The organism is Bacillus sp. FSL K6-6038 (assembly GCF_038050455.1).
Classification (GTDB): domain Bacteria; phylum Bacillota; class Bacilli; order Bacillales; family Bacillaceae_G; genus Bacillus_A; species Bacillus_A pseudomycoides.
This window is the reverse complement of record NZ_JBBOUH010000001.1, coordinates 4,919,085-4,941,852: the sequence shown is the minus strand read 5'-3', so window position 1 is coordinate 4,941,852 and position 22,768 is coordinate 4,919,085. Positions and strand designations below refer to the sequence as shown.

Sequence of the window (22,768 nt, the reverse complement as noted above, 5' to 3'; positions counted from 1 at the left end):
GTTCTGGAAAGGGGAATTCCGCATTGAAACGTAGAGTTGCGATTATTGGAATGATTGTTGCATTTTTAATTGGTGCTGGCGGAATGTTTGCAGGTATGTATATGTTTGGAATCAATCCATCATATATGGCGCAAACAATTACAGGCGATAGTGCCGGCACGAAACAAGGGGATTTAGCTAAAATTAATGAGGCGTATGCACTGATTGATTCGCGTTATGTGGAAGACGTGAAGGATGAAAAGCTTGTTGAGGGTGCGATACAGGGTATGTTGTCGACGCTGAAGGACCCTTATTCCACGTATATGGATAAGGAAACAGCGAAGCAATTTACAGAGTCGCTTGATCCGGAGCTTGAAGGTATTGGTGCTGAGGTGAACAAAACGGATGGAAAACTGATCATTGTCTCTCCGATTAAAGGGTCACCAGCAGAAAAAGCAGGCATTAAGCCAAATGATCAAATTTTATCAGTAAATGGAAACAGTGTAAAAGATTTATCACGTGAAGAAGCGGTCTTAAAGATTCGTGGTAAACAAGGAACGGACGTTACGCTTGAGATAAAGCGTTCAGGAGTAGCAGATCCACTAGAATTTAAAATTAAACGTGAAAAAATTCCGATTTTTACTGTGTTTAGTTCTGTAAAGAAAGAGAAGGAGAAAAATATTGGTTATATCCAAATTACATCTTTCTCTGAAAATACAGCGAAAGAATTTAAAGATCAATTAAAAGAACTTGAAAAGAAAGATATAAAAGGCCTTGTCATTGATGTACGTGGTAATCCAGGAGGTTACTTAAATAGCGTACAAGATATTTTAGGATTAATTATGACGGACAAAAAGCCAATGATGCAAGTTGAACAAAGAAATGGTGAGAAAAAGAAATTCTCAACTGCATTAAAAGAGAGAAAATCATATCCGATTTCAGTATTAATTGATAAAGGAAGTGCATCGGCTTCAGAAATTTTAGCAGGTGCATTAAAAGAAGGCGAAGGATATGATTTAGTTGGTGAAAAAACATTTGGAAAAGGTACTGTTCAGCAAGCTGTTCCGTTTAAAGATGGCAGCAATATTAAACTGACAATGTTTAAATGGCTTACACCAGATGGCAATTGGATTCATAAGAAAGGAATTGCCCCAACGGTGGAAGTGAAACAGCCAGATTATTATCATGCAACGCCAATTCAAATTGAGAAAACACTTTCTTATAATTCAAATGATGTACAAGTGAAGCATGCGCAAGAAATGTTGAAAAGTTTAGGATATGTGCCTGGACGTGAGGATGGATACTTTAGTAAGGAAACAGAGTCGGCTTTAAAAGCATTCCAAAATGCAAATGAAATGGAAATGACAGGTCAGCTTGATAAGAAGACAGCTGAAGCGATTCAAAATAAAATCATTGAAAAGATTCGTTCTGGTGAAAATGATCTGCAATTGCAGGCAGCATTAAAATTAATGGCGAAATAAGGAAAATACAGGCATATTATTGCCTGTATTTTTTTGTGTGTTTATCCCGCTACTTATGAACGGTAACACTTCTATCTCAAAATTTAGAAAAAGAAAAGAAGGTAGATGGGGGATGGAGAAAACTCCACTGATTAAAGTTTCACTTTATGATAAGATAAAAAGAAAGAATAAATGGTGGTGAAGCGATTCGTGGAGGCGTGGTCTTTTGAGATAATGCGAGCAGTTGGGCGTTTTTTCTTACACCCTGCTGTCTATGTATTTTTGATAAGTAGCATTTTTGTTGGATACTTACGTATATTACGAGAACGAAAAGATTTTTCTTTTAAAGTATATGATATTTGGTTTGAACTACGAACATCCTTATTTTCAGGAGTTGGATATGGATTCGTTGTATCCATCATAACAGTTGGAGCCGGACTAGTTATGTCGCAAGCAAGTATATGGATGATTTTAATTTGGACACTAGTATTTGGACTAGCTGCTCAATATAGATATTTATCTTCTGCTTACACATTTGGCGTGGCGATTGTAGCAGCTTTATTATCTTCTAAACTTCCAATCTCTTTCTTACAGCTTGGAGAAGGAGAAGAGAGTACCATTGCATCACTTGCCATTTTACTTGGCTTGATGTTAGTAGTAGAAGGATTATTAATTTCGAAAAATGCGGTGCGGCATTCAACGCCTAAAATGCGTAAAGGAAAGCGCGGTTTAAATATTGGACTACATGAATCAAAGCGTTTATGGCTCGTTCCGATTTTTATTCTTGTGCCGGGAGATGCTGTTACACAATTTGTTTCGTGGTGGCCGGTCATTTCTGTTGGTTCACAAACGTATTCCTTATTCCTTGTACCGCTTTTAATTGGCTTTATGCGAACAATTAGAAGTGAGGAACCGACAGAAGCATTATTATTTACAGGAAGACGTATATTTGGTTTAGCGACCCTTGTTCTTGTTTTAGGAGTGGTCAGTTATTGGTGGCCTGTTGTAGCTATTCTTGCGATGGGAGTCGCGATGCTTGGTCGCTTTACTATTGCGATGCGGGAACGTATAGCTGATGAAACGTGCCCAGCATATTTTGCAGCGCGCGACGATGGATTAGTTGTATTAGGTATAATTCCGAATACAGTCGGTGTAGAAATGAATCTGAAGCCCGGAGAGGTTATTACGAAAGTAAACGGTGTAATTCCTAAAAGTGCAGAAGAGTTTTATGATGCGCTTCAGTCCAAGACGACAGGGGCATTTTGTAAGTTAGAAGTACTTGATACAAAAGGCGAGCTCCGCCTTGCTCAAACGGCACTATATGCAGATGGACATCATGAATTGGGAATTGTGTTTGTAGAACAGAATCATAAGTGGGATACGGAAGCAGTGTAATTTAAAAGACCTTGTATATGTAATTTTAACAGAATTAGCGTACCATATAGGTAGGTAAGAAAAAGATACATATATAGGAGGCTGTAAAAAATGATCGTAACAACAACTTCTGTTATTCAAGGGAAAGAAATTATCGAGTACATTGATATCGTAAACGGTGAAGCAATTATGGGTGCAAATATCGTCCGCGACTTATTTGCTTCTGTTCGTGACATTGTCGGTGGCCGTTCTGGTGCATATGAAAGTAAATTAAAAGAAGCACGTGATATTGCGATGGAAGAGATGAAATCTCTTGCGAAGCAAAAAGGTGCAAACGCGATTGTTGGCATTGACGTAGACTATGAGGTAGTTCGCGAAGGGATGTTAATGGTTGCGGTAAGTGGAACAGCTGTCCGTGTGTAGAATATAAAGAAAGAAGCCGTGCTTAATGCACGGCTTTTTGTATGCTTGCTTATGTCGTATATTGTCGAAGTGCCGATATATTTGCAGCATCCTAGCATGTCGAATCATCGATATTTCTTGGGAAATGGCAGCGGCCTCGTCGAGATATAGGGAAGACATTAGAGTGCTTCCTTACAATTCCTGATTTTCTCCAATAACTGCTCATATTCTTGTTCAAGAATTGTAACATCATCCTGTCGATCAGGCATCGAAATCCGGCTGATGATTTCTGTTAATTTTGTTTGCAATCGTAACAGTTCTTGCTCGGTAGTGTTTACAGAAGTTTGTTCTGTTCGATTCATATATTGATCATAATTTCCGTGGAAGAGTCGTGGTTCAGTCTCATCTATGTGTAAGATATAATCTGCAACCGAACGAATAAATGTACGGTCATGGCTAATGAAAAGGACGGTGCCAGGATATTCTTGCAACATGTTTTCTAGTTCTTCCTGAGTTGTTAAATCTAAATAGTTCGTTGGTTCATCGAGCAGAAGCATGTTATAGTTTCCTAAAAACACTTTCGCTAGTGCTACCTTTGTTCGCTCGCCACCGCTCAATACATGCACAGGTTTATGCACATCTTCGCGCCGGAAGAGAAGGCGAGCTAATATTGTTCTGACGAAAGCTTCCGTATAATTTGTTTCTTCTAAAACATTCTCTAAAATTGTTTTATCTGTTTTTAAAATAGATAATGTCTGTTCAAAGTATCCAATTTTACAGCTTTTTGAAAGCTGAATGCCGCGCTCATTTGAGAGAATCATTTTGAATAACGTTGTTTTCCCGCTTCCGTTTGCACCTAAAATAGCAATTTTTGCACCGGGAGAAACACTGCCGTTCATATTTTGAAACAGTGTACGGTCGCCTAGCCTTTTCGTTGTTTTATTAAATTGTACAGCTGTTTTACTATGAATCGGTGCATGGTGTTGTACATCAAACTGAGTTTGAGCTAACTCTTTCGGTTTTTCTTTCTTTTCTAGTTTTTCAAGTCTCGTTTCTAATGCTTTTGCTGCTTTACTAACGTTTTCTTGGCCATGGGCAGCACCTAACTTATAAAGCCTAGACTCAGAAGAACTATACCGGGTTGGAATCTTTGTCATACTAGAAGCGCGCTGTTTTCGGTGTAAAATAGATTGTTCTAATCGTTTCTTTTCTTGTACATATTGTTCATATTCAGCTCTTTGTTCAGTGCGTTCACGTTCTTTTTGTTCCCGATAATTTGAATAGTTCCCTTTATATTCACGAACTGTACCGTCTTCAATTTCAATGATCTTTGTACAAATCGTATCTAGAAATGCACGATCATGAGAAACTAGAACGAGTGCACCTTTATAAGATAAGAGTGCTTGTTCTAATTGCTCTGTGCCATACATATCTAAATGACTTGTCGGTTCATCTGCAAATAAGATGGAAGCTTCCTGCTCAAGAGCATGAGCGATCTTTAAGCGCATTCGTTCACCGCCACTCATTGCATCTGAAACGTTTGAAATGTTCCACTTTCCTTTTGCAAAAGTGGAAGTATCCTCCAATGTTTCCTCGCTAAATTGAGGGATAATGGCGATCGAACCATAATGTGAGACAGAACCTTCGTCCGGCTCTATTTCTTTGCTTAATATTTGTAGTAGCGTAGATTTTCCGGCTCCATTGACTCCGACAATGCCGATGCGGTCATTTCCTTGAATTTCAAGCGATTGTACTGTAAATATAGTGCGGTCACCAAAGTTTTTTTCAATATTGCGTGCGAATAAAATGGTCATAAAAAAACCTCCCTAGTTTCACTAGAGAGGATAGACGTCACCCATAGATGTAAAAAAGTGTGCAGAAATAAGCGATGCACATATTTTTACACGATCGCGATAAAAGAAAGTATCGACAAATGGACAGACTAATCCTCTTCTAGTTTTCATCATTTTGTTTCACTATGCGTGATGGATGAATAAATAAGAGAATTAGAACTTCATTGGCCGGATTACCTTCCTTTCATAATGTTATTTTTATTGTATGCGTATACAAAGAGATTTGTCAAACTAGTTTCTGGTTATTATTTCCGGAATTGTTCATTGTATAGTTTCGCTTTTGCTAATGCTTCTTTATCGTTTGAAATTTCATCTGGTGCATTAGCATCACCGATAATGTAGCCTTCAAAAGAAGAACCGGTAAAATCAAAGATGTATTGAAATTGTGCGATAAGTGGTAATGCTTTTAACTTTGGATTATCTCCACCAACAATGACAACGTACATCTTTTTTTCTTTCATCTTTTCTTTAAAATGAAGGGATCTATCACGTAAACTTTGTGACCAGCGATCAACAAAGTTTTTCATATGTCCGCTCATCCCATACCAATATAGAGGTGTAGCGAAAATAATTGTGTCGTGTTCTAGCATTTGCTCAATTAGGTTTTGGTAATCATCATCTACTGGTTGAAATCCTTCTGCTTCATGACGTTGGTCTGTAATAGGATGAACGGTATGATCTCGTAAATAAACTTGTTCTGCATCGATACCATCAATCATCATGTGTGTAAGGGCTTCTGTATTTCCATTTGAACGGGAGCTTCCGTGTATAACGAACATATGCAATCATTCCTTTTTCTTCGTTTTTTTTAGGAGTGAAACATGCTTCTGTAAATTCGCTTGAATATTGGAGAGCAGTGAAATTTGCTTTGTTACCTCAGCCAGCTTTTCTTCGTAAAGTGTAAGAATACTATTGCATGGATTTTCGTATAATTGTGGTTCAATTTCTAAGCAGCGCAGCATTCTTGCAGTTTCTTCTAAATTTAAGCCAAGCTGTAAGTACATCTGAATGAGTTCAACTTTTCTGGTGGCACTTGCCTCAAAATCACGATAGCCATTTGTAAGGCGTTTCGAAGGAAGCAACCCTTTTTCTTCATAATGCCTTAATGAACGTTCACTGACGCCAGTTCGCTTTGATAATTCTCCAATTCGCACTGCATTTCACTCCTTTCGTATATATTGTAAACCTTCACACTAATGTGAAGGTCAACTCTGTTTTTGTGCAAATGAATGAACGTGGTCTAAAAAGACTTGAATGGCTTTGGAAGGAATAAAGTATTTGCCACGAACGATAGAGAAAGGACGGATGAGTTTTTCGTTTGGAACTTCGACATGGAAAAGTTCTTTTGCTTGTAGCTCTTTCCTTACGGTCCAGTCAGAAAGGATTGCAATGCCGAGCCCAGCAGCAACGGCTTCTTTTACGCTTTGAATGCTGCTAAATGTAAAGAAACGCTTCATTTTTAAATGGTGCTGATGGATAAAACGATCGCTATAGGCGCGTGTTCCAGATCCCATCTCCCTGAGAATCCATACTTGATCTTGAAGTGAAGCTTCGTTAATTGCATGTGCACCCAGAAGAGGATGTTTTGGTGGAACGACTAGTTTCATTTCATCTTTCATAAAAGTCTCTACATCTATATCAGTGTATACGACTTGACCCTCTACTAAGCCAATATCGATTTGGTTGGAACGAATGCTTTGGAGAACTTCTTCTGTGTTGGAGATAAACGTGTGTACTTCCACACGCGGATTTTCATTGGCGTAGCGTGCTAATATTTTTGGGAGTAAATATTCACCAATTGTAAAACTTGCCCCTATGCGCAGTGTACCTGTAACAACGTTATGTAGTTCGTTAATTTCTTGTTTTGCTTCTTCATAAAGAGATAGCATTTGCTTCGCATGTATGTATAGAATATTGCCAGCTTCCGTAACTTGGACGTGTTTTGGAGAACGCTGAATGAGCGTAGTGCCAAATTCGTTTTCTAAATTGCGAATATGCATGCTGACGCCAGGCTGAGAGAGATTGAGCAATTCTGCCGCACGAGAGAAATGCTTTTGTTCTACGACGGTCACAAATATTTTTAAAATATCGACGTTCATGATGTTTGCTCCTTTGCTCTTTTGTTATTGATCTAGAGATTAGCTTCGGCTTTTCTATTGTCTAGCTCCGGCAGCTAAAATCTCCGGTCGTTTCGTCCCCTCGGACGAGGCAAAAAGTGCCTCTCTGTCGGGGGCTCCAACGCCCTGAGATTTTGAACGAGCCGCCTCCATTTTTTTAGTTTATCATAAGTTTTTCTGATGATTGAGATTGAATATTGGTATTAAACTTATTATTGGAATGCTTTTATAATGGAAGTATAAGAAACATGCATGTTTTAATACGATTATTGGAGTGATCCAAAGTGGAACAAACACTTGTTATACAAAAGAAGAAGCGTCTCGGTTTTTCGCAGGGGATTGGGATTACATTGTTGATTGCGATTAGCGCGAAATATTTAGCGGAGCTTCCATTTTTAAATATTATGGGCCAATTAGTTATCGCTATTCTAATTGGAATGATTTGGAGAGCTACAATTGGTGTTCCAAGCGAAGCGATAGCGGGAACGAATTTTGCGAGTAAGAAGTTACTTCGCTTCGGAATTATTTTGCTAGGTATGCGATTAAATCTTGTTGATATTGCAAAGGCTGGGCCAAAGGTGCTAGTTATTGCAGCGATTGTCATTGCTTTTACACTTGTTGTTGTATACGCATTAACACGTGTTTTTAAAGTAGATAAAACACTTGGGATTTTAACAGCATGCGGGACGGCAATTTGCGGCGCGGCCGCGGTCGTGGCAATTGCACCGCAAGTGAAAGCGAAGGACGATGAAACAGCGGTCGGTGCAGCGATTATTGCTATTTTAGGTACAATTTTTACGTTGATTTATACTTTATTATACCCAGTTCTTGGATTATCCCCGTATGGTTACGGTGTATTTTCTGGAGCGACGCTGCATGAGATTGCACATGTCATCGCTGCTGCGGCGCCAGGTGGAAGCGCGTCTGTTGATATTGCGGTTATTGTAAAATTAACGCGTGTTGCCATGCTTGTACCAGTAGCGATTTTAATTGGCTTATGGTTTAAGCGTAGTGAGGGAAATGGGCAAAAAGGCTCTTGGCGTGATATTCCGATTCCGTGGTTTATCTTAGGGTTCTTGGCAATGAGTGCATTTCATTCATTAGGTGTTATACCGGAAGTGGTAGCAGGCTATATCGTAATCCTTGCTTATATGCTCATTGCGATGGCAATGGCGGGACTTGGTTTAAATGTAGAATTTACGACATTCCGTAAATTAGGAAGTAGAGCATTTGTAGCTGGATTGGTAGGATCTGTTTGCCTTTCTGTTCTTGGGTATATTCTCGTATATGCGTTAGGCTTTATGTAAGGTAACAAAAAGAGACATAGTGAATATGTCTCTTTTTTGAATTTTTTTACAAAAACACTTGAAAGTTACGTTACGTCATCTTTTACAATGAAAGAGGAAAGGGTGATGGAAATGATCTCGATTCAAGAACTTACAAAGGAAACAGGAGTTACGGTAAGAACACTTCGTTATTATGATCAAATTGATTTGTTGAAACCAAGCGAGAAAACAGAAGGTGGACACCGTTTATATAGTGAAGGGGACGTCATTCGTTTGCAACAAATTTTATTTTTAAAAGAAATGGGTTTCTCGTTAAAAGAGATTATGAATATACTAATGACAGATGAATTTAGCTTAAGAGAATCATTGGAAAAACAGCTTGAGTTTGTACAAGAAGAGCAGAAAAAGTTTAATCGGATGGAACGGATTTTACAAGCTGTTGTGTATTCGGCTGAGTTAGAGGGAGAGTTAGATTGGAAAATTATGTTCGAACTTATTCAACTTTCGAGGCAGTCTCCTCGTATACGTGAAATATTTCAAAAGCAAGTGTTTTCAGAGGGTGAGCAAAAACTTCTTCGCAATTTGCCAAATATGAGCGAGGAGGATGAGAATGTTCGAGAATGGGTAGATGTGTTAAAACAGTTACGCAGCTTTATGAAAGAAGGGAAGGATGCATCTCATGATGCCGTGCAAGAAACTATAAAAAAGCTAATGGCTAAGTGTTTGGAGATGGCAAATGGGGATGAAGCATTTCTAGATAAATTATGGGAAGTACGAAAGTCAAAAGAAGACTCGCAGAAGATGAATATGTATCCAATTGAAGAGGAGCTTCTAGTGTATATGGATGAGGCTTTTCGTATATATGATGAGAAGGAGCGCGGAAAATGAGTATACTTGCAGAGTATCGTTGGTATTTCTTAATTGGTGCAGAAATTGTGTTTTGGATATCAGCAATTGGTTTCTTTTTACTTCGTTACGGATTTCGATTACGGAAAGCTAGTTTCATTGCTGGCATTGTGTTACTTCTCAATGAAGTCTTTATTTTAGCTTTAGGTGTCATGGATTATTATGAAACTGGTAAGTTTTCTAACTTTCAAATCATTACATTAGTGATATTGCTATATGCACTCTTTTATGGGAAAAAAGATTTAAAGAAATTAGATATACGTGTACAGAAACTCGTTGCGAAATGGCGGAATGAACCACTTACACATATAGAAGAACCACTAGAGCTAACAGGCTGGGCTTACACAAAGCAGGAGATTGGAGAATGGAGTTTACATCTCGTTTTGTTTATCGTTGTTCATATTGTCTTTTTCTTTATGTATGGATTCGTGCCGATTGAACAGTGGGGAAATTGGCTTGAAAAAGGAATTGTGTTAAATGAGGCAGCCAGCCGTGTGAGTCAAGTTTGGGGAATTGTATTTTTAGTTGATACGGTAATTACATTTTCATATGTGTTTTTTCCAAAAAAAGAAAAAAAGCTGCTGTCCTAATGGGACAACAGCTTTTTCATTATGCAACGTCTTCTTTTTGTTTATTTTGTAGCGTACTATTTTTGTAACCGTAACTGAAGTAGACAACAAGTCCAATTACAAGCCATACTGCAAAGCCAATCCATGTTGTTGCTGGGAGCTGCAATGCTAGGTATCCACAGAATAGAACAGCTAAAGCAGGAATCCATGGTACTAATGGCACTTTAAAAGCACGCGGTAGTTCTGGTTGTTTTTTGCGTAAGATGATTACCCCAATGGATACAACGATGAATGCGAATAGTGTACCGATATTTGTTAATTCTGCTAGTTTGTTTAAAGGAATGAAACCAGCAAAGAAAGCAACCATAGTTGCAGTAATCCAACTATTGATAACAGGTGTTTTTGTTTTCTTGTTCACGCGAGAAAGTGCTTTTGGTAGTAAGCCATCGCGGCTAATTGCGTAAAATAAACGTGTTTGTCCATATAACATAACGAGTAACACAGTTGTAATTCCAGTAATTGCTCCTAAAGAAATGAAACCTGCGATCCAATCTTGTTGGATGTATTGTAGTGCAAATGCAACAGGGTTTTTAACACCTAACTGATCGTAAGGCACAATTCCAGTTAAAATTAATGAAACAACGATATATAAAATTGTACAGATTGTTAAAGAAGCAATAATGCCGATTGGCATGTTACGCTGTGGGTTTTTTACTTCTTCAGCAGCTGTTGATACAGCGTCAAATCCGATGTAAGCAAAGAATACAGTTGCAGCTCCAGTTGTTACGCCAGAGAAGCCGAACGGCATAAATGGTGTCCAGTTTTCAGGTTTGACATAGAAAGCGCCAACACCGATAAATAGTAAGACAACAAAGAGTTTGATAGCTACCATGATCGCATTAAAGCGAGCTGATTTTTTTGCTCCTCTTGTTAACAACAATGTCATTAGAAAGATAATACAGATTGCCGGTAAGTCTACGTATGTTCCAGCTTCAGGATTATATGCGCTTGTTAAAGCGGTAGGTAATGTAATCCCGAATCCACTTAATAATCCTTGGAAATATCCTGACCAACCAGAGGCAACAGCTGAGGAAGCTAAGCCGTATTCCAAAATTAAATCCCACCCTAAAATCCAGGCGATTAATTCTCCAAATGTTGCATAGCTATAAGTGTATGCACTACCAGATACCGGTACAGTTGATGCGAATTCAGAATAACATAGTGCTGCAAATACACAGGCTAAACCGGATAAAATAAACGATAGAATAAGTGCTGGTCCTGCGTGTTCTGCTGCGGCAACACCAGTAAGGACGAAAATGCCTGTTCCAATAATGGCGCCGACCCCGAGCATTGTGAGATCAAATGCACCGAGTTCTTTCTTTAAAGATGCCCCTTTTTGTTCTGCCTGTGCTAATAATGCTGAAATGGATTTTTTCCGAAATAGATTCATATAGATCCCTCACCCCTTAGTTATTATAATATTCTGAAAAAAATATTCCCGTTTTGTCGTATCGTGTCGAATCTTTGTAGTTCGTATTCTAAAGTAAAATAATATTTTTGTAAATATTTATTTTTTAGAAAATTCTACCTATTAATATTGTTCTTCTAGTTAATCTCGTGTTGAATGAGAGTATAAAGCCAAAACAAGCTGGAGAGGATTTAATATGAGAAAAGGAATTGCCTCATTGTGTCTTCTATTTTGTATTGGAAGCTTAGTAGCATGTTCACAATCGGGCGGTAAAATTGACGAGAATAATGATGTGATTGCAAAAGGACATAAAATTTCTAATTTACATAAATTCGAGAAGTTCTTCATGAATGTTGAAAAAGGTAGAGCGGATAAAATATGCATTGTGAATTATACACATGAAGGAGATCCAATCTTTCAAACGCTAGAATATGTTGGGAGAGAAATCAGCTATAAGGTAGATAATTCTTATGATAAATTTGCTGGTAAAGATAAAGGGATTTACTCCGATACTTGTAAAAAGATAATGAAAGATACTCGTGAAGATATAAGGTATACGCTACATGATTGTGTGAAAGAAACAGGTCATAATGGATATGACCTGTTTCGTATACCGGCAAAATAAATGGGATTAAAAAAGGAAGGGGCTTATAAAAAGAAGAAACCTTCCTTTTGCTATGTTTATCCCGCTATTTGCGGGCAGTAAGACTCCCATCTCAAGATTCAGAGAGAAACGAGGAAGATAGGCGGGGGACAACTGCCCGTAAAAGACAGATTCATTAATCATCAGTGGAGATGAAGAAAACCCCTACTGATGGAAGTTTCACTTTATATTGTCGAAAACTTTACCGAATATCTGTTCGTTTTCTTGGTTTTTTCATGGGCATTCGTGGTAAAATGAGAATACAGATTTTTTACGAGGAGGTCGGTTTTGTTTGGAACATCAATTTGAGATTGTCTCAGAATATTCCCCGCAAGGTGATCAGCCAAGAGCGATAAAGCAGCTGGTAGCGGGGATTAATAATGGTAAGAAACATCAAGTGTTGCTTGGAGCGACAGGAACGGGAAAGACATTTACGATTTCGAATGTTATTAAAGAAGTGAAGAAGCCAACGCTTGTAATGGCTCATAATAAAACATTAGCAGGACAACTGTATAGTGAACTCAAAGATTTTTTTCCGAACAATGCTGTTGAGTATTTTGTGAGTTATTACGATTATTATCAACCGGAAGCGTATGTACCACAAACCGATACGTTTATTGAAAAAGATGCACAAATCAATGATGAGATTGATAAATTACGTCACTCAGCGACATCAGCTTTATTTGAACGAGATGATGTCATTATTGTAGCAAGTGTTTCTTGTATTTACGGCTTAGGTTCGCCAGAAGAATACCGTGAACTTGTGGTTTCTTTGCGCGTTGGTATGGAAAAGGACCGTAATCAATTGCTTCGTGAACTTGTTGATGTGCAGTACGGTCGTAATGATATTGATTTTAAACGCGGAACATTTCGAGTGCGCGGAGATGTAGTTGAAATTTTCCCAGCATCGCTTGATGAACATTGTATTCGGATTGAGTTTTTTGGCGATGAGATTGATCGTATCCGTGAAGTGAATGCCTTAACAGGTGAAGTATTAGCAGAACGTGAACATGTAGCAATCTTTCCGGCATCTCACTTCGTTACACGTGAAGAAAAAATGAAAGTTGCCATTGAAAATATTGAAAAAGAATTAGAAGAACGTTTAAAAGAATTAAATGATAACGGTAAATTGTTAGAAGCCCAGCGTATTGAACAGCGAACTCGTTACGATTTAGAAATGATGCGAGAGATGGGATTTTGTTCGGGGATTGAAAACTACTCCCGTCATTTGACGCTCCGTCCAGCTGGTTCAACACCATATACATTAATAGATTATTTCCCTAAAGATTTCCTAATTGTTATGGATGAGTCGCATGTAACAGTGCCACAAGTAAGAGCGATGTATAATGGGGACCAAGCGCGTAAACAAGTGCTTGTTGACCATGGATTTCGCTTGCCGTCAGCGATGGATAATAGACCGCTTATGTTTGAAGAGTTTGAAGAGAAAACGAATCAAGTTGTGTATGTATCAGCAACACCGGGTCCATATGAACTAGAGCTTACACCGGAAGTTGTGGAGCAAATTATCCGTCCAACGGGGCTTTTAGATCCGCAAATTGATGTAAGACCAATTGAAGGGCAAATAGATGATTTATTAGGAGAAATCCATGACCGCATTGCGAAAAATGAGCGTGTATTGATTACGACATTAACAAAGAAAATGTCAGAGGATTTAACAGATTATTTAAAAGATGTTGGTATTAAAGTAAACTACTTACATTCTGAAATTAAAACGCTAGAGCGGATTGAAATTATTCGAGATCTTCGTCTTGGTAAATTTGATGTGCTTATTGGTATTAACTTGTTGCGAGAAGGGCTTGATATTCCAGAAGTATCACTCGTAGCGATTTTAGATGCGGACAAAGAAGGGTTCTTACGTTCAGAGCGATCATTAATTCAGACAATTGGTCGTGCCGCGCGTAATGAACACGGTCATGTAATCATGTACGCAGATCGCATAACGAGATCGATGGGAATTGCAATTGAAGAGACGAAACGCCGTCGTCAAAAGCAAGAAGCTTACAACGAGGAACATGGCATTACACCGAAAACAATTCAAAAAGAAGTACGTGACGTGATTCGTGCAACAACAGCTGCAGAAGAAACAGAAGTGTATGAAGCTGGGCCGGCTAAGAAAATGACGAAGAAAGAACGAGAAAAAACAATCGCGAAGATGGAAGCAGAAATGAAGGAAGCGGCAAAGGCACTAGACTTCGAGCGTGCAGCTGAGTTGAGAGATTTACTGCTAGAATTAAAAGCGGAAGGGTGAAAATAGTGAGCAAAGATTTTATCGTTGTAAAAGGTGCGAGGGCGCATAACTTAAAAAATATTGATGTAACCATTCCGAGAAATCAGCTCGTTGTTGTGACAGGTCTGTCTGGTTCAGGGAAATCATCATTAGCATTTGATACGATTTATGCCGAAGGGCAGCGCAGATACGTGGAGTCTTTATCCGCGTATGCGCGCCAATTTTTAGGGCAAATGGATAAACCGGATGTGGATACAATTGAAGGGTTATCGCCAGCAATTTCAATTGATCAAAAAACGACGAGTCGTAACCCGCGTTCAACAGTCGGAACGGTGACAGAGATTTATGATTATTTACGCCTATTATTTGCGCGTATTGGGACACCAATCTGTCCGAACCACGGGATTGAAATTACATCACAAACGGTAGAACAAATGGTAGACCGTGTTTTGGAATATCCAGAGCGCACGAAATTACAAGTGTTAGCACCGATTGTATCAGGTCGTAAAGGTGCACACGTGAAAGTATTAGAGGATATAAAGAAACAAGGTTATGTTCGCGTTCGTGTTGATGGAGAAATGCTTGATGTGTCTGAAGAAATTACGTTAGATAAAAACAAGAAGCATTCCATTGAAGTCGTAATTGACCGTATCGTTGTGAAAGAAGGGGTTGCAAGCCGCCTTGCAGATTCTCTTGAAAGTGCATTGAAACTAGGTGGAGGTCGTGTATTAATTGATGTGATTGGAGAAGAGGAGCTTTTATTTAGTGAGCATCATGCTTGCCCGCATTGTGGTTTTTCGATCGGTGAATTAGAACCTCGTATGTTCTCTTTCAATAGCCCATTTGGTGCGTGTCCGTCTTGTGATGGGCTTGGCTCAAAATTAGAGGTAGATTTAGAACTTGTAATTCCAAATTGGGATTTATCGTTAAATGGGCATGCGATTGCCCCTTGGGAACCGACTAGTTCGCAATATTATCCGCAATTACTGCAATCTGTGTGTAATCATTACGGCATTGATATGGATATGCCTGTGAAGGATATACCGAAAGAGTTATTTGATAAAGTGTTGTACGGAAGTGGAGAAGAGAAGGTTTATTTCCGTTATGTGAATGACTTTGGACAAGTGAAAGAAAGTGATATTTTATTTGAAGGAGTTATTCCAAATATTGAACGTCGCTACCGTGAAACAAGTTCTGATTACATTCGTGAACAAATGGAGAAGTATATGGCGGAGCAGGCGTGTCCGAAATGTAAGGGCGGCCGCTTGAAGCCAGAAAGCTTAGCTGTTTTTGTTGGCGGAAAAACGATTGCGGATGTAACGAAGTACTCTGTTCAAGAAGTTTATGATTTCTTTGAGGGCATTGAACTGACAGAAAAACAAGAAAAGATTGCTCGTTTAATTTTACGTGAAATTAAAGAGCGCGTAAGTTTCTTAATTAACGTTGGACTTGATTATTTAACATTAAGCCGTGCAGCAGGAACATTATCAGGTGGGGAAGCACAGCGTATTCGTCTTGCAACGCAAATTGGTTCTCGTTTAACTGGTGTATTGTATATTCTTGATGAACCTTCTATCGGTTTACATCAGCGTGACAATGATCGCCTGATTCGTACACTACAGGAAATGCGTGATTTAGGAAATACGCTAATCGTTGTTGAACATGATGAAGATACAATGATGGCGGCCGATTATTTACTTGATATTGGCCCTGGCGCAGGAATTCATGGTGGGCAAGTTGTGTCATCTGGCTCGCCAGATGAAGTGATGAATGATGATAATTCATTAACAGGGCAATATTTAAGCGGTAAGAAATTTATTCCGGTCCCACTTGAGAGACGTAAAGGGGATGGGCGTAAGGTCGAGATTATTGGTGCAAAAGAAAATAACTTAAAAAATGAGAAGATGTCATTCCCGCTTGGGACATTTGTAGCAGTAACCGGCGTATCTGGATCAGGAAAAAGTACGATGATCAATGAAGTTCTATATAAATCGTTAGCACAGAAATTATATAAGGCGAAAAGTAAGCCAGGAGCTCATAAGGAAATTAAAGGCCTTGAGCATTTAGATAAAGTTATTGATATTGATCAATCACCAATCGGACGTACACCGCGCTCGAATCCAGCAACATACACAGGCGTTTTCGATGATATCCGTGATGTGTTTGCGCAAACGAATGAAGCAAAAGTACGCGGGTATCAAAAGGGACGTTTTAGTTTTAACGTGAAAGGTGGCCGTTGTGAGGCTTGCCGCGGTGATGGGATTATTAAAATTGAAATGCATTTCTTACCGGATGTATATGTTCCATGTGAAGTATGTCATGGAAAACGTTATAATCGTGAAACGTTAGAAGTGAAATATAAAGATAAGAACATTTCTGAAGTACTAGGAATGACGATTGAAGATGGGGTAGAATTCTTTGCCAACATCCCGAAAATTAAACGGAAGTTGCAGACGCTTGTAGATGTAGGGCTAGGCTATATGAAATTAGGGCAGCCGGCTACTACATTATCGGGTGGTGAAGCGCAGCGTGTGAAACTTGCATCTGAATTACATCGCCGTTCTACAGGTCGTACGTTATATATTTTAGATGAGCCGACAACCGGCTTACATGCACATGATATTGCACGACTTCTAGAAGTATTACAGCGCCTTGTTGAAAGTGGGGAAACTGTGCTTGTTATCGAGCATAACCTAGATGTAATTAAGACAGCAGATTACATTGTTGACCTTGGTCCAGAAGGCGGAGACAAAGGTGGTCAAATCATTGCGTCAGGTACGCCGGAGCAAGTTGTAAAAGAAGAGCGTTCCTATACAGGGAAGTATTTAAAAGAGATTTTAGAGCGTGATACGGCTCGTATGAAAGAGAAGATGAATGAGGTTGAGGTAGGGAGCTAAGCCAATTGGCTAGCTCCTTGTTTTTGTTTGGGAGAGGATTTAGCGTGACAGGTATACAAGTATAAGGGCTGGAATAAGTTGTTATATAAACTCATTTCGATTTTCAGCATACAAATCACGGCTACGAAGCCAAAAGGAGACTCCTACTCATTTCCTCCCTCTGTTTTCACATGGCATGGGGCGAACCTCCTATGCATGGGTGGATGCTCTCTTCCCCAAAAAAAAGAAAGGTTTTCCCTCGCTTTTTTTTATGGTTACTTGGCGTTTGCTATCCATTAGCGTATGATTAAGTATATATATCAAAAGGATGTGTAAGAAAATGAGATGGATTCTATCACTTCTTGTGAATAGCGTCGTATTAATTGTTGTATCAGGTCTTCTAAAGGGAATTGCACCAGACGCATTTTACATAGAAAACATACAAACCGCGATTATCGCGAGCGTTATTTTGTCGATTTTAAATGTATTTGTAAAACCGTTATTAATTTTAATTACGTTACCGATTACTGTTTTAACATTTGGTTTCTTCCTAATTGTAATTAATGCAATTACATTAGAGATGACAGATTCTTTGTTAGGTGATGCTTTTAACATATCAGGATTTGGTGTAGCAATTCTTGCGGCAATTTGTATTTCTATTTTAAATATGCTGATTGATAAAGTAATTGTCGAGCCATTATCTGAGAAAAAATAGAAAAAATGACAAAAAGAAAAACATTTCATGAATCTCATGAAATGTTTTTTTCTATTTAGTAGAAACCATATTTCTTGTTTTCAGAAAAAAATGGTACAATATCGGTTAGAATGGAATTTTACATCAAATGAGAATGAACCCGCAGCGGAGTGGAGGTTTACATATGCCGAAAGTAAGGACAAAAGATTTAATTGAGCAATTTCAATTGGAATTAGTAAGTGGTGAGGAAGGAATTCATCGTCCAATTGATACAAGTGATTTATCGCGACCTGGAATTGAAATGGCAGGATTCTTTACATATTATCCAGCAGATCGCGTACAGCTTCTTGGAAAAACGGAGCTTACTTTTTTTGATACATTAACAACTGAGCAAAAGCAAGAAAGAATGACAGCTCTTTGTACAGAAGAAACGCCGTGTATTATCGTAACGCGTAGTCAAGATGTACCTGGAGAATTATTGCAAGCATCACGTGAGTTTGGTGTGCCTCTTTTACGCTCTTCCCAAACGACGACAAGACTATCAAGTCGTTTAACAAATTATTTAGAAGGTAAGTTAGCACCAACAACTGCCGTTCACGGTGTATTAGTAGATATTTACGGCGTTGGTGTTTTAATTACAGGTCAAAGTGGCGTGGGGAAAAGTGAAACAGCACTTGAACTTGTTAAACGCGGTCACCGCTTAGTTGCGGATGATAGCGTAGAAATTCGTCAAGAAGATGAAGATACGTTAGTAGGAAGCTCGCCAGATTTAATTGAGCATTTACTAGAAATTCGTGGTCTGGGTATCATTAACGTCATGACGTTATTTGGTGCAGGGGCTGTGCGAAACTACAAGCGTATTACACTTGTGATTAATCTTGAGATTTGGGATCAAAAGAAAAACTATGATCGTCTAGGTCTTGATGAAGAGAAAATGAAAATTATAGATACAGAACTTACGAAGATTACACTTCCAGTTCGTCCTGGCCGAAACTTGGCTGTTATTATTGAAGTAGCAGCAATGAACTTCAGATTAAAACGAATGGGAGTCAATGCAGCACAACAATTTTCTGAGCGCTTAATGAGTGCGATTGAACTAGGAAATCAAGAATAAATTAGGAGAGAGAGGTCATACATATGCTGTTAGGTTCTGTACCACAGCTAGATCGTGTAGCGATTCAACTTGGACCGTTCCCAGTCTATTGGTATGGGATTATTATTGGGACAGGTGTTTTGCTTGGACTTTGGCTAGCTACGCGCGAGGGTGAACGATTAGGTATTCCAAAAGATACTTTTGTCGATCTTGTTTTAATTGCGGTACCAATTGCGATTATTTGCGCACGCGCATACTATGTTATTTTTGAGTGGGAATATTATGTGCAAGACCCAAGGCAAATTATTAATATTCGTCAAGGTGGATTGGCGATTCATGGTGGTTTAATCGGAGCGGTGATTACGGGGATTTTCTTTGCGAAAAAACGCGGTATTTCCTTCTGGAAGCTGGCTGATATTGCAGCACCAAGTATTCTTCTTGGACAAGCAATTGGCCGATGGGGGAACTTTATGAACCAAGAGGCTCACGGCGGTGAAGTAACAAGACAGTTTTTAGAAGGCTTACATTTACCAGAGTTTATTGTGAATCAAATGTATATTGATGGTGTATATTATCATCCAACGTTCTTATATGAATCATTATGGAATTTTGCAGGTGTAATTCTATTATTGTTATTACGCAAAGCGAATTTACGCCGTGGTGAATTATTCTTTACGTATTTAATTTGGTATTCAGTTGGACGTTTCTTTGTGGAAGGCTTACGTACGGATAGCTTAATGTTAGGACCGCTTCGCATTGCGCAAGTGATGTCCATCGGGCTTGTTGTTATTTCTATCATTTTCATTATTGTGAGACGTATAATGGGGCAAGCTGATAAAAGATATTCAGAAAACTAGAGAAAAGTAGCATCTTATATGAGATGCTGCTTCTTTCATATTCAGGCAGTGAAAGGATCGAGCATATGAAAATAAATACAGTGTTATTTGATTTAGATGGAACATTAATAAATACAAATGAACTTATTATTTCTTCTTTTTTACACACGTTAAATAAGTACTATCCAGATCAGTATAAGCGCGAAGATATATTGCCATTTATCGGTCCATCTTTGCATGAGACGTTTCGTTCAATGGATGAGGGCAAGGTAGATGAGATGATTCAGTGCTATCGTCAGTTTAATCATGACCATCATGATGAACTAGTGGAAGAATATGAAACTGTCTATGAAACCGTTCAGGAATTAAAGAAACAAGGTTATAAAATTGGAATTGTGACCACGAAGGCGAGACAAACAGTAGAAATGGGTTTAAAGCTTTCAAAATTAAAGGAGTTCTTTGATGTTGTTGTAACAATTGATGATGTAGAACACGTGAAACCACATCCAGAACCCATTCAAAAAGCATTGAAACTATTGGATGCAAAACCGGAAGAAACATTAATGGTTGGTGATAACCATCATGATATAGTAGGCGGACAAAACGCAGGTACGAAAACAGCGGCAGTGGCATGGACGATTAAAGGTAGAGAGTACTTAGAATCGTATAAGCCGGATTATGTACTAGATAGAATGAGTGATTTATTATCCATTTTGTCTGAATAGTAGATAAGGGGAGAGAGCAAAGTGCGACGGACAACGCGCTACCCTGTTTCAGGAGCAAATTCATTATGGAATGTGTATAAAACAGTATCCTTCTTTAAGGTAATGAAAAATTTTATTGTTATTCAAATTGCACGCTATACGCCATTTTTATCCGTGAAGAACTGGTTGTATCGCACGTTTTTACGGATGAAAGTCGGAGAGCAAACATCATTTGCACTTATGGCTATGCCTGATACTATGTTTCCAGAAAAGATTACAGTTGGAGCAAATTCAATAATTGGCTACAATACAACGATTTTAGCTCACGAATATTTAATTACGGAATATCGTCTTGGAGAAGTAATCATAGGGAATGAAGTGATGATTGGAGCAAATTCCACTGTATTGCCAGGTGTGAAGATTGGGGACGGTGCTATTGTTTCAGCAGGTACGCTTGTTCACCGTGATGTACCAAGCGGTGCTTTTGTAGGTGGAAATCCAATGCGTATCATTTATACGAAGGAAGAGATGGCAGAGAGGAGAAAGTCAATGTTAAAAATGTAACATTTCCCTTCTCTTTTTATGAATAAAAAGGAAATAATTGATTATAATATACTGTTTTGTTTTTTACGGAATCGTTTATACTTATAAATAGAAGAAGGTATGAACGAAGAAAACAAAAAACTGGAGGATATATGGGGAAAAATCAAAGAATATTTAAGGAGAACGGACAAGTTATCTCTTTTAATCAATTAGCTGATTTCTTTTATAAAAAAGGGATGAAGTCTTATCGCAATCATAAATTACAAGATGCGATTAAATATTTTCGAAGAGCGGCACAAAGTGAGAAAGAGCCGTTTATTTTATGTCAATTAGCTACGGTATTATCGGAAGTCGGTGAGTATCAAGAATCAAATCAAATTTTCTTGAAACTGATTCGTTCGAATTCTAATATTGAACAGTGCTATTATTTTGTAGCAAATAATTACGCATATCTTGGCTTGTTTCAGCAGGCGAAGAAGTATGCGGAGCAATATTTAGAGATAGCTACAGAGAAGGAATTTGTGGAAGAGACGTTAGAATTGCTTGAAATTATGGAAGAAGAATCAATGGATGCGGAAGAGTTTGAAGATGAAGATGAGTTAATTGTCATGCAGGAACAAGCGAACCGTTATATTCGCAACGGACAATTAGAAGAAGCAATTGCTACACTTGAAGTTGTTACGAAAGATTATCCGGAATTTTGGTCGGGTTATAATAATTTAGCAATTGCTCATTTTCAGTTAGGAAATGTAGATAAAGCATTAAAGTTAACAGAGATGATTTTAGAGAAAAATCCTGGTAATATGCATGCGTTATGTAATACGCTTATTTTTCTATATTCAATTGGAGAGCATAAGCAAGTAGAAGCGTTAGCGAAGCAACTAGAATCCGTATATCCGATGTCATTTGAGCATCGATTAAAGCTAGGAACAACATTCGCGACAATTGGTCACTTTGCATCGGCATATAAATGGTTAAGGTTATTAAAGCGTCAAGGTTATGAAGGAGATGTCAGCTTTTACTATTGGTTTGCATACTCTGCTTATATGATAAAAGATCAACAGACAGCGGAAAAGATGTGGCAATCTGTTGTAGAATTACACCCTGATAAAAAAGGGAAAGAGCCGTGGAATGCCCTGCATTTAGCTGATGAAGGACAGAATGTTTTGTTTGAAGAGCTGAGGAAATCTTTCCAGCAAAGTACAACGTTAGAAGAGCAAATGTTAGCACTGTATTTAATGAATGAATTAACAACACCTGAGAAGATTGGCTTTTTCTTTGATGTGACGCAGGCGAAAAATCGTGTGCCAATTGTTTCGCAACTGGCAAAATACTTCTTTTTAATGAGCAGTCATAAGAGTATTCCGAGCGAGTTACAACCGTTTGAACAATGTATTCGGATTGCGGATGCCTTATATAACTATACAAATAAAGAAGATGAATTGATTGAAGAGTGCTTACATTTTTGGTTTTGTACTTTTATACGCCTATATACATCTGGGACGGTATTTACAAACGTGTTTGGTTGGTCTGCGGCAATCGAGTATATTGTGCGCGGAGAACAGAGAAATAAAATGACACAGGCCGAACTTGGAAATATATATAATGTATCTGTGGCAACTGTGAGAAAATATGTGCAAGTAGTAAAGCGTACTCACGCGTAGGCAAATCATTGGGAAAAAACAGATGCTAACAGTATAATGAGGGTAAGTTATGG

The 22,768-nt window shown here is 38.4% G+C and carries 20 protein-coding genes; 15 read left to right on the top strand and 5 right to left on the bottom strand.

Features of this window, described 5'->3' with window-relative positions:
- Positions 1-23 precede the first annotated feature (23 nt).
- From NSQ40_RS26140 to NSQ40_RS26130, 3 genes are all read left to right on the top strand, one after another.
- On the top strand, positions 24-1,460 hold the full coding sequence (locus NSQ40_RS26140; protein ID WP_018765116.1) for a S41 family peptidase: 1,437 nt from the start codon (positions 24-26) through the stop codon (positions 1,458-1,460).
- 171 nt (positions 1,461-1,631) lie between these two features.
- A complete protein-coding gene (locus NSQ40_RS26135) occupies positions 1,632-2,834 on the top strand; it encodes a PDZ domain-containing protein (protein ID WP_080547262.1) in 1,203 nt (400 codons plus the stop codon).
- A gap of 90 nt (positions 2,835-2,924) precedes the next feature.
- Positions 2,925-3,236, top strand: a complete 312-nt coding sequence (locus NSQ40_RS26130; RefSeq protein WP_003201842.1) for a heavy metal-binding domain-containing protein — start codon at positions 2,925-2,927, stop codon at positions 3,234-3,236.
- Positions 3,237-3,394: 158 nt separating this feature from the next.
- Here the strand turns inward: NSQ40_RS26130 and abc-f are convergent, their stop codons facing one another.
- The 4 genes from abc-f to NSQ40_RS26110 all read right to left on the bottom strand — a co-directional run bounded on the left by abc-f (position 3,395) and on the right by NSQ40_RS26110 (position 7,167).
- On the bottom strand, positions 3,395-5,029 hold the full coding sequence (abc-f, locus tag NSQ40_RS26125; RefSeq protein WP_003201843.1) for a ribosomal protection-like ABC-F family protein: 1,635 nt from the start codon (positions 5,027-5,029) through the stop codon (positions 3,395-3,397).
- A 284-nt stretch (positions 5,030-5,313) separates the two neighbouring features.
- Positions 5,314-5,847, bottom strand: coding sequence for a flavodoxin family protein (locus NSQ40_RS26120; RefSeq protein WP_033796547.1), 534 nt, complete (start codon positions 5,845-5,847; stop codon positions 5,314-5,316).
- A gap of 6 nt (positions 5,848-5,853) precedes the next feature.
- A complete protein-coding gene (locus NSQ40_RS26115; protein WP_003209068.1) occupies positions 5,854-6,222 on the bottom strand; it encodes a MerR family transcriptional regulator in 369 nt (122 codons plus the stop codon).
- A 51-nt stretch (positions 6,223-6,273) separates the two neighbouring features.
- Positions 6,274-7,167 carry a LysR family transcriptional regulator gene (locus NSQ40_RS26110; RefSeq protein WP_003201848.1) on the bottom strand — a complete coding sequence of 298 codons (894 nt, stop codon included), beginning with the start codon at positions 7,165-7,167 and terminating at the stop codon, positions 6,274-6,276.
- 302 nt (positions 7,168-7,469) lie between these two features.
- On the opposite strand from NSQ40_RS26110, the gene NSQ40_RS26105 reads away from it, so the two are divergent.
- The 3 genes from NSQ40_RS26105 (at position 7,470) to NSQ40_RS26095 (ending at position 9,967) form a co-directional block, all read left to right on the top strand.
- On the top strand, positions 7,470-8,492 hold the full coding sequence (locus NSQ40_RS26105; protein WP_003201850.1) for a YeiH family protein: 1,023 nt from the start codon (positions 7,470-7,472) through the stop codon (positions 8,490-8,492).
- A 105-nt stretch (positions 8,493-8,597) separates the two neighbouring features.
- Positions 8,598-9,359 (top strand): MerR family transcriptional regulator, encoded by a 762-nt coding sequence (locus tag NSQ40_RS26100; protein ID WP_033796548.1) that lies wholly within the window; start codon positions 8,598-8,600, stop codon positions 9,357-9,359.
- The gene (locus NSQ40_RS26095) at positions 9,356-9,967 is read left to right on the top strand and encodes a hypothetical protein (RefSeq protein ID WP_033796549.1); all 612 of its coding nucleotides are present in this window, start codon (positions 9,356-9,358) and stop codon (positions 9,965-9,967) included. The genes NSQ40_RS26100 and NSQ40_RS26095 overlap by 4 nt, the downstream gene beginning before the upstream one ends.
- Before the next feature lie 19 nt (positions 9,968-9,986).
- On the opposite strand, the gene NSQ40_RS26090 is transcribed toward NSQ40_RS26095, so the two are convergent.
- A complete protein-coding gene (locus NSQ40_RS26090; RefSeq protein ID WP_003201858.1) occupies positions 9,987-11,396 on the bottom strand; it encodes an amino acid permease in 1,410 nt (469 codons plus the stop codon).
- A gap of 214 nt (positions 11,397-11,610) precedes the next feature.
- Between NSQ40_RS26090 and NSQ40_RS26085 the strand changes: the two genes are divergently transcribed.
- From NSQ40_RS26085 to NSQ40_RS26045, 9 genes are all read left to right on the top strand, one after another.
- Positions 11,611-12,039: a DUF4362 domain-containing protein gene (locus NSQ40_RS26085; protein WP_003201860.1), complete on the top strand. Its 429-nt coding sequence runs from the start codon at positions 11,611-11,613 to the stop codon at positions 12,037-12,039.
- 310 nt (positions 12,040-12,349) lie between these two features.
- A complete protein-coding gene (gene uvrB / locus NSQ40_RS26080) occupies positions 12,350-14,326 on the top strand; it encodes an excinuclease ABC subunit B (RefSeq protein ID WP_003201862.1) in 1,977 nt (658 codons plus the stop codon).
- A gap of 5 nt (positions 14,327-14,331) precedes the next feature.
- Positions 14,332-17,202 (top strand): excinuclease ABC subunit UvrA, encoded by a 2,871-nt coding sequence (gene uvrA, locus NSQ40_RS26075; RefSeq protein WP_003201864.1) that lies wholly within the window; start codon positions 14,332-14,334, stop codon positions 17,200-17,202.
- A 319-nt stretch (positions 17,203-17,521) separates the two neighbouring features.
- A complete protein-coding gene (locus NSQ40_RS26070) occupies positions 17,522-17,896 on the top strand; it encodes a phage holin family protein (protein ID WP_018765105.1) in 375 nt (124 codons plus the stop codon).
- A gap of 163 nt (positions 17,897-18,059) precedes the next feature.
- Complete coding sequence (gene hprK / locus NSQ40_RS26065; RefSeq protein WP_016112515.1) at positions 18,060-18,989, top strand: HPr(Ser) kinase/phosphatase; 930 nt, start codon at positions 18,060-18,062, stop codon at positions 18,987-18,989.
- Between the two features lie 23 nt (positions 18,990-19,012).
- Positions 19,013-19,825: a prolipoprotein diacylglyceryl transferase gene (gene lgt / locus NSQ40_RS26060; RefSeq protein ID WP_003201869.1), complete on the top strand. Its 813-nt coding sequence runs from the start codon at positions 19,013-19,015 to the stop codon at positions 19,823-19,825.
- A gap of 65 nt (positions 19,826-19,890) precedes the next feature.
- Entirely contained in the window at positions 19,891-20,529 is a 639-nt protein-coding gene (gene ppaX / locus NSQ40_RS26055; RefSeq protein ID WP_003201871.1) for a pyrophosphatase PpaX, read from the top strand.
- 21 nt (positions 20,530-20,550) lie between these two features.
- Positions 20,551-21,072 (top strand): acyltransferase, encoded by a 522-nt coding sequence (locus tag NSQ40_RS26050; RefSeq protein WP_003201873.1) that lies wholly within the window; start codon positions 20,551-20,553, stop codon positions 21,070-21,072.
- 131 nt (positions 21,073-21,203) lie between these two features.
- Positions 21,204-22,715, top strand: coding sequence for a tetratricopeptide repeat protein (locus NSQ40_RS26045; protein WP_003201874.1), 1,512 nt, complete (start codon positions 21,204-21,206; stop codon positions 22,713-22,715).
- Positions 22,716-22,768: the final 53 nt, after the last annotated feature.

Excerpts from the sequence above, each read along its gene's own strand:
- NSQ40_RS26085 (WP_003201860.1), top strand. The coding sequence starts at position 11,611 with ATGAGAAAAGGAATTGCCTCATTGTGTCTTCTATTTTGTATTGGAAGC.
- NSQ40_RS26130 (WP_003201842.1), top strand. The coding sequence starts at position 2,925 with ATGATCGTAACAACAACTTCTGTTATTCAAGGGAAAGAAATTATCGAG.
- NSQ40_RS26095 (WP_033796549.1), top strand. The coding sequence starts at position 9,356 with ATGAGTATACTTGCAGAGTATCGTTGGTATTTCTTAATTGGTGCAGAA.
- NSQ40_RS26090 (WP_003201858.1), bottom strand. The coding sequence starts at position 11,396 with ATGAATCTATTTCGGAAAAAATCCATTTCAGCATTATTAGCACAGGCA.
- NSQ40_RS26110 (WP_003201848.1), bottom strand. The coding sequence starts at position 7,167 with ATGAACGTCGATATTTTAAAAATATTTGTGACCGTCGTAGAACAAAAG.
- hprK (WP_016112515.1), top strand. The coding sequence starts at position 18,060 with ATGCCGAAAGTAAGGACAAAAGATTTAATTGAGCAATTTCAATTGGAA.
- NSQ40_RS26100 (WP_033796548.1), top strand. The coding sequence starts at position 8,598 with ATGGAAATGATCTCGATTCAAGAACTTACAAAGGAAACAGGAGTTACG.
- ppaX (WP_003201871.1), top strand. The coding sequence starts at position 19,891 with ATGAAAATAAATACAGTGTTATTTGATTTAGATGGAACATTAATAAAT.
- NSQ40_RS26135 (WP_080547262.1), top strand. The coding sequence starts at position 1,632 with ATGGTGGTGAAGCGATTCGTGGAGGCGTGGTCTTTTGAGATAATGCGA.
- NSQ40_RS26120 (WP_033796547.1), bottom strand. The coding sequence starts at position 5,847 with ATGTTCGTTATACACGGAAGCTCCCGTTCAAATGGAAATACAGAAGCC.
- abc-f (WP_003201843.1), bottom strand. The coding sequence starts at position 5,029 with ATGACCATTTTATTCGCACGCAATATTGAAAAAAACTTTGGTGACCGC.
- NSQ40_RS26045 (WP_003201874.1), top strand. The coding sequence starts at position 21,204 with ATGGGGAAAAATCAAAGAATATTTAAGGAGAACGGACAAGTTATCTCT.
- lgt (WP_003201869.1), top strand. The coding sequence starts at position 19,013 with ATGCTGTTAGGTTCTGTACCACAGCTAGATCGTGTAGCGATTCAACTT.
- NSQ40_RS26070 (WP_018765105.1), top strand. The coding sequence starts at position 17,522 with ATGAGATGGATTCTATCACTTCTTGTGAATAGCGTCGTATTAATTGTT.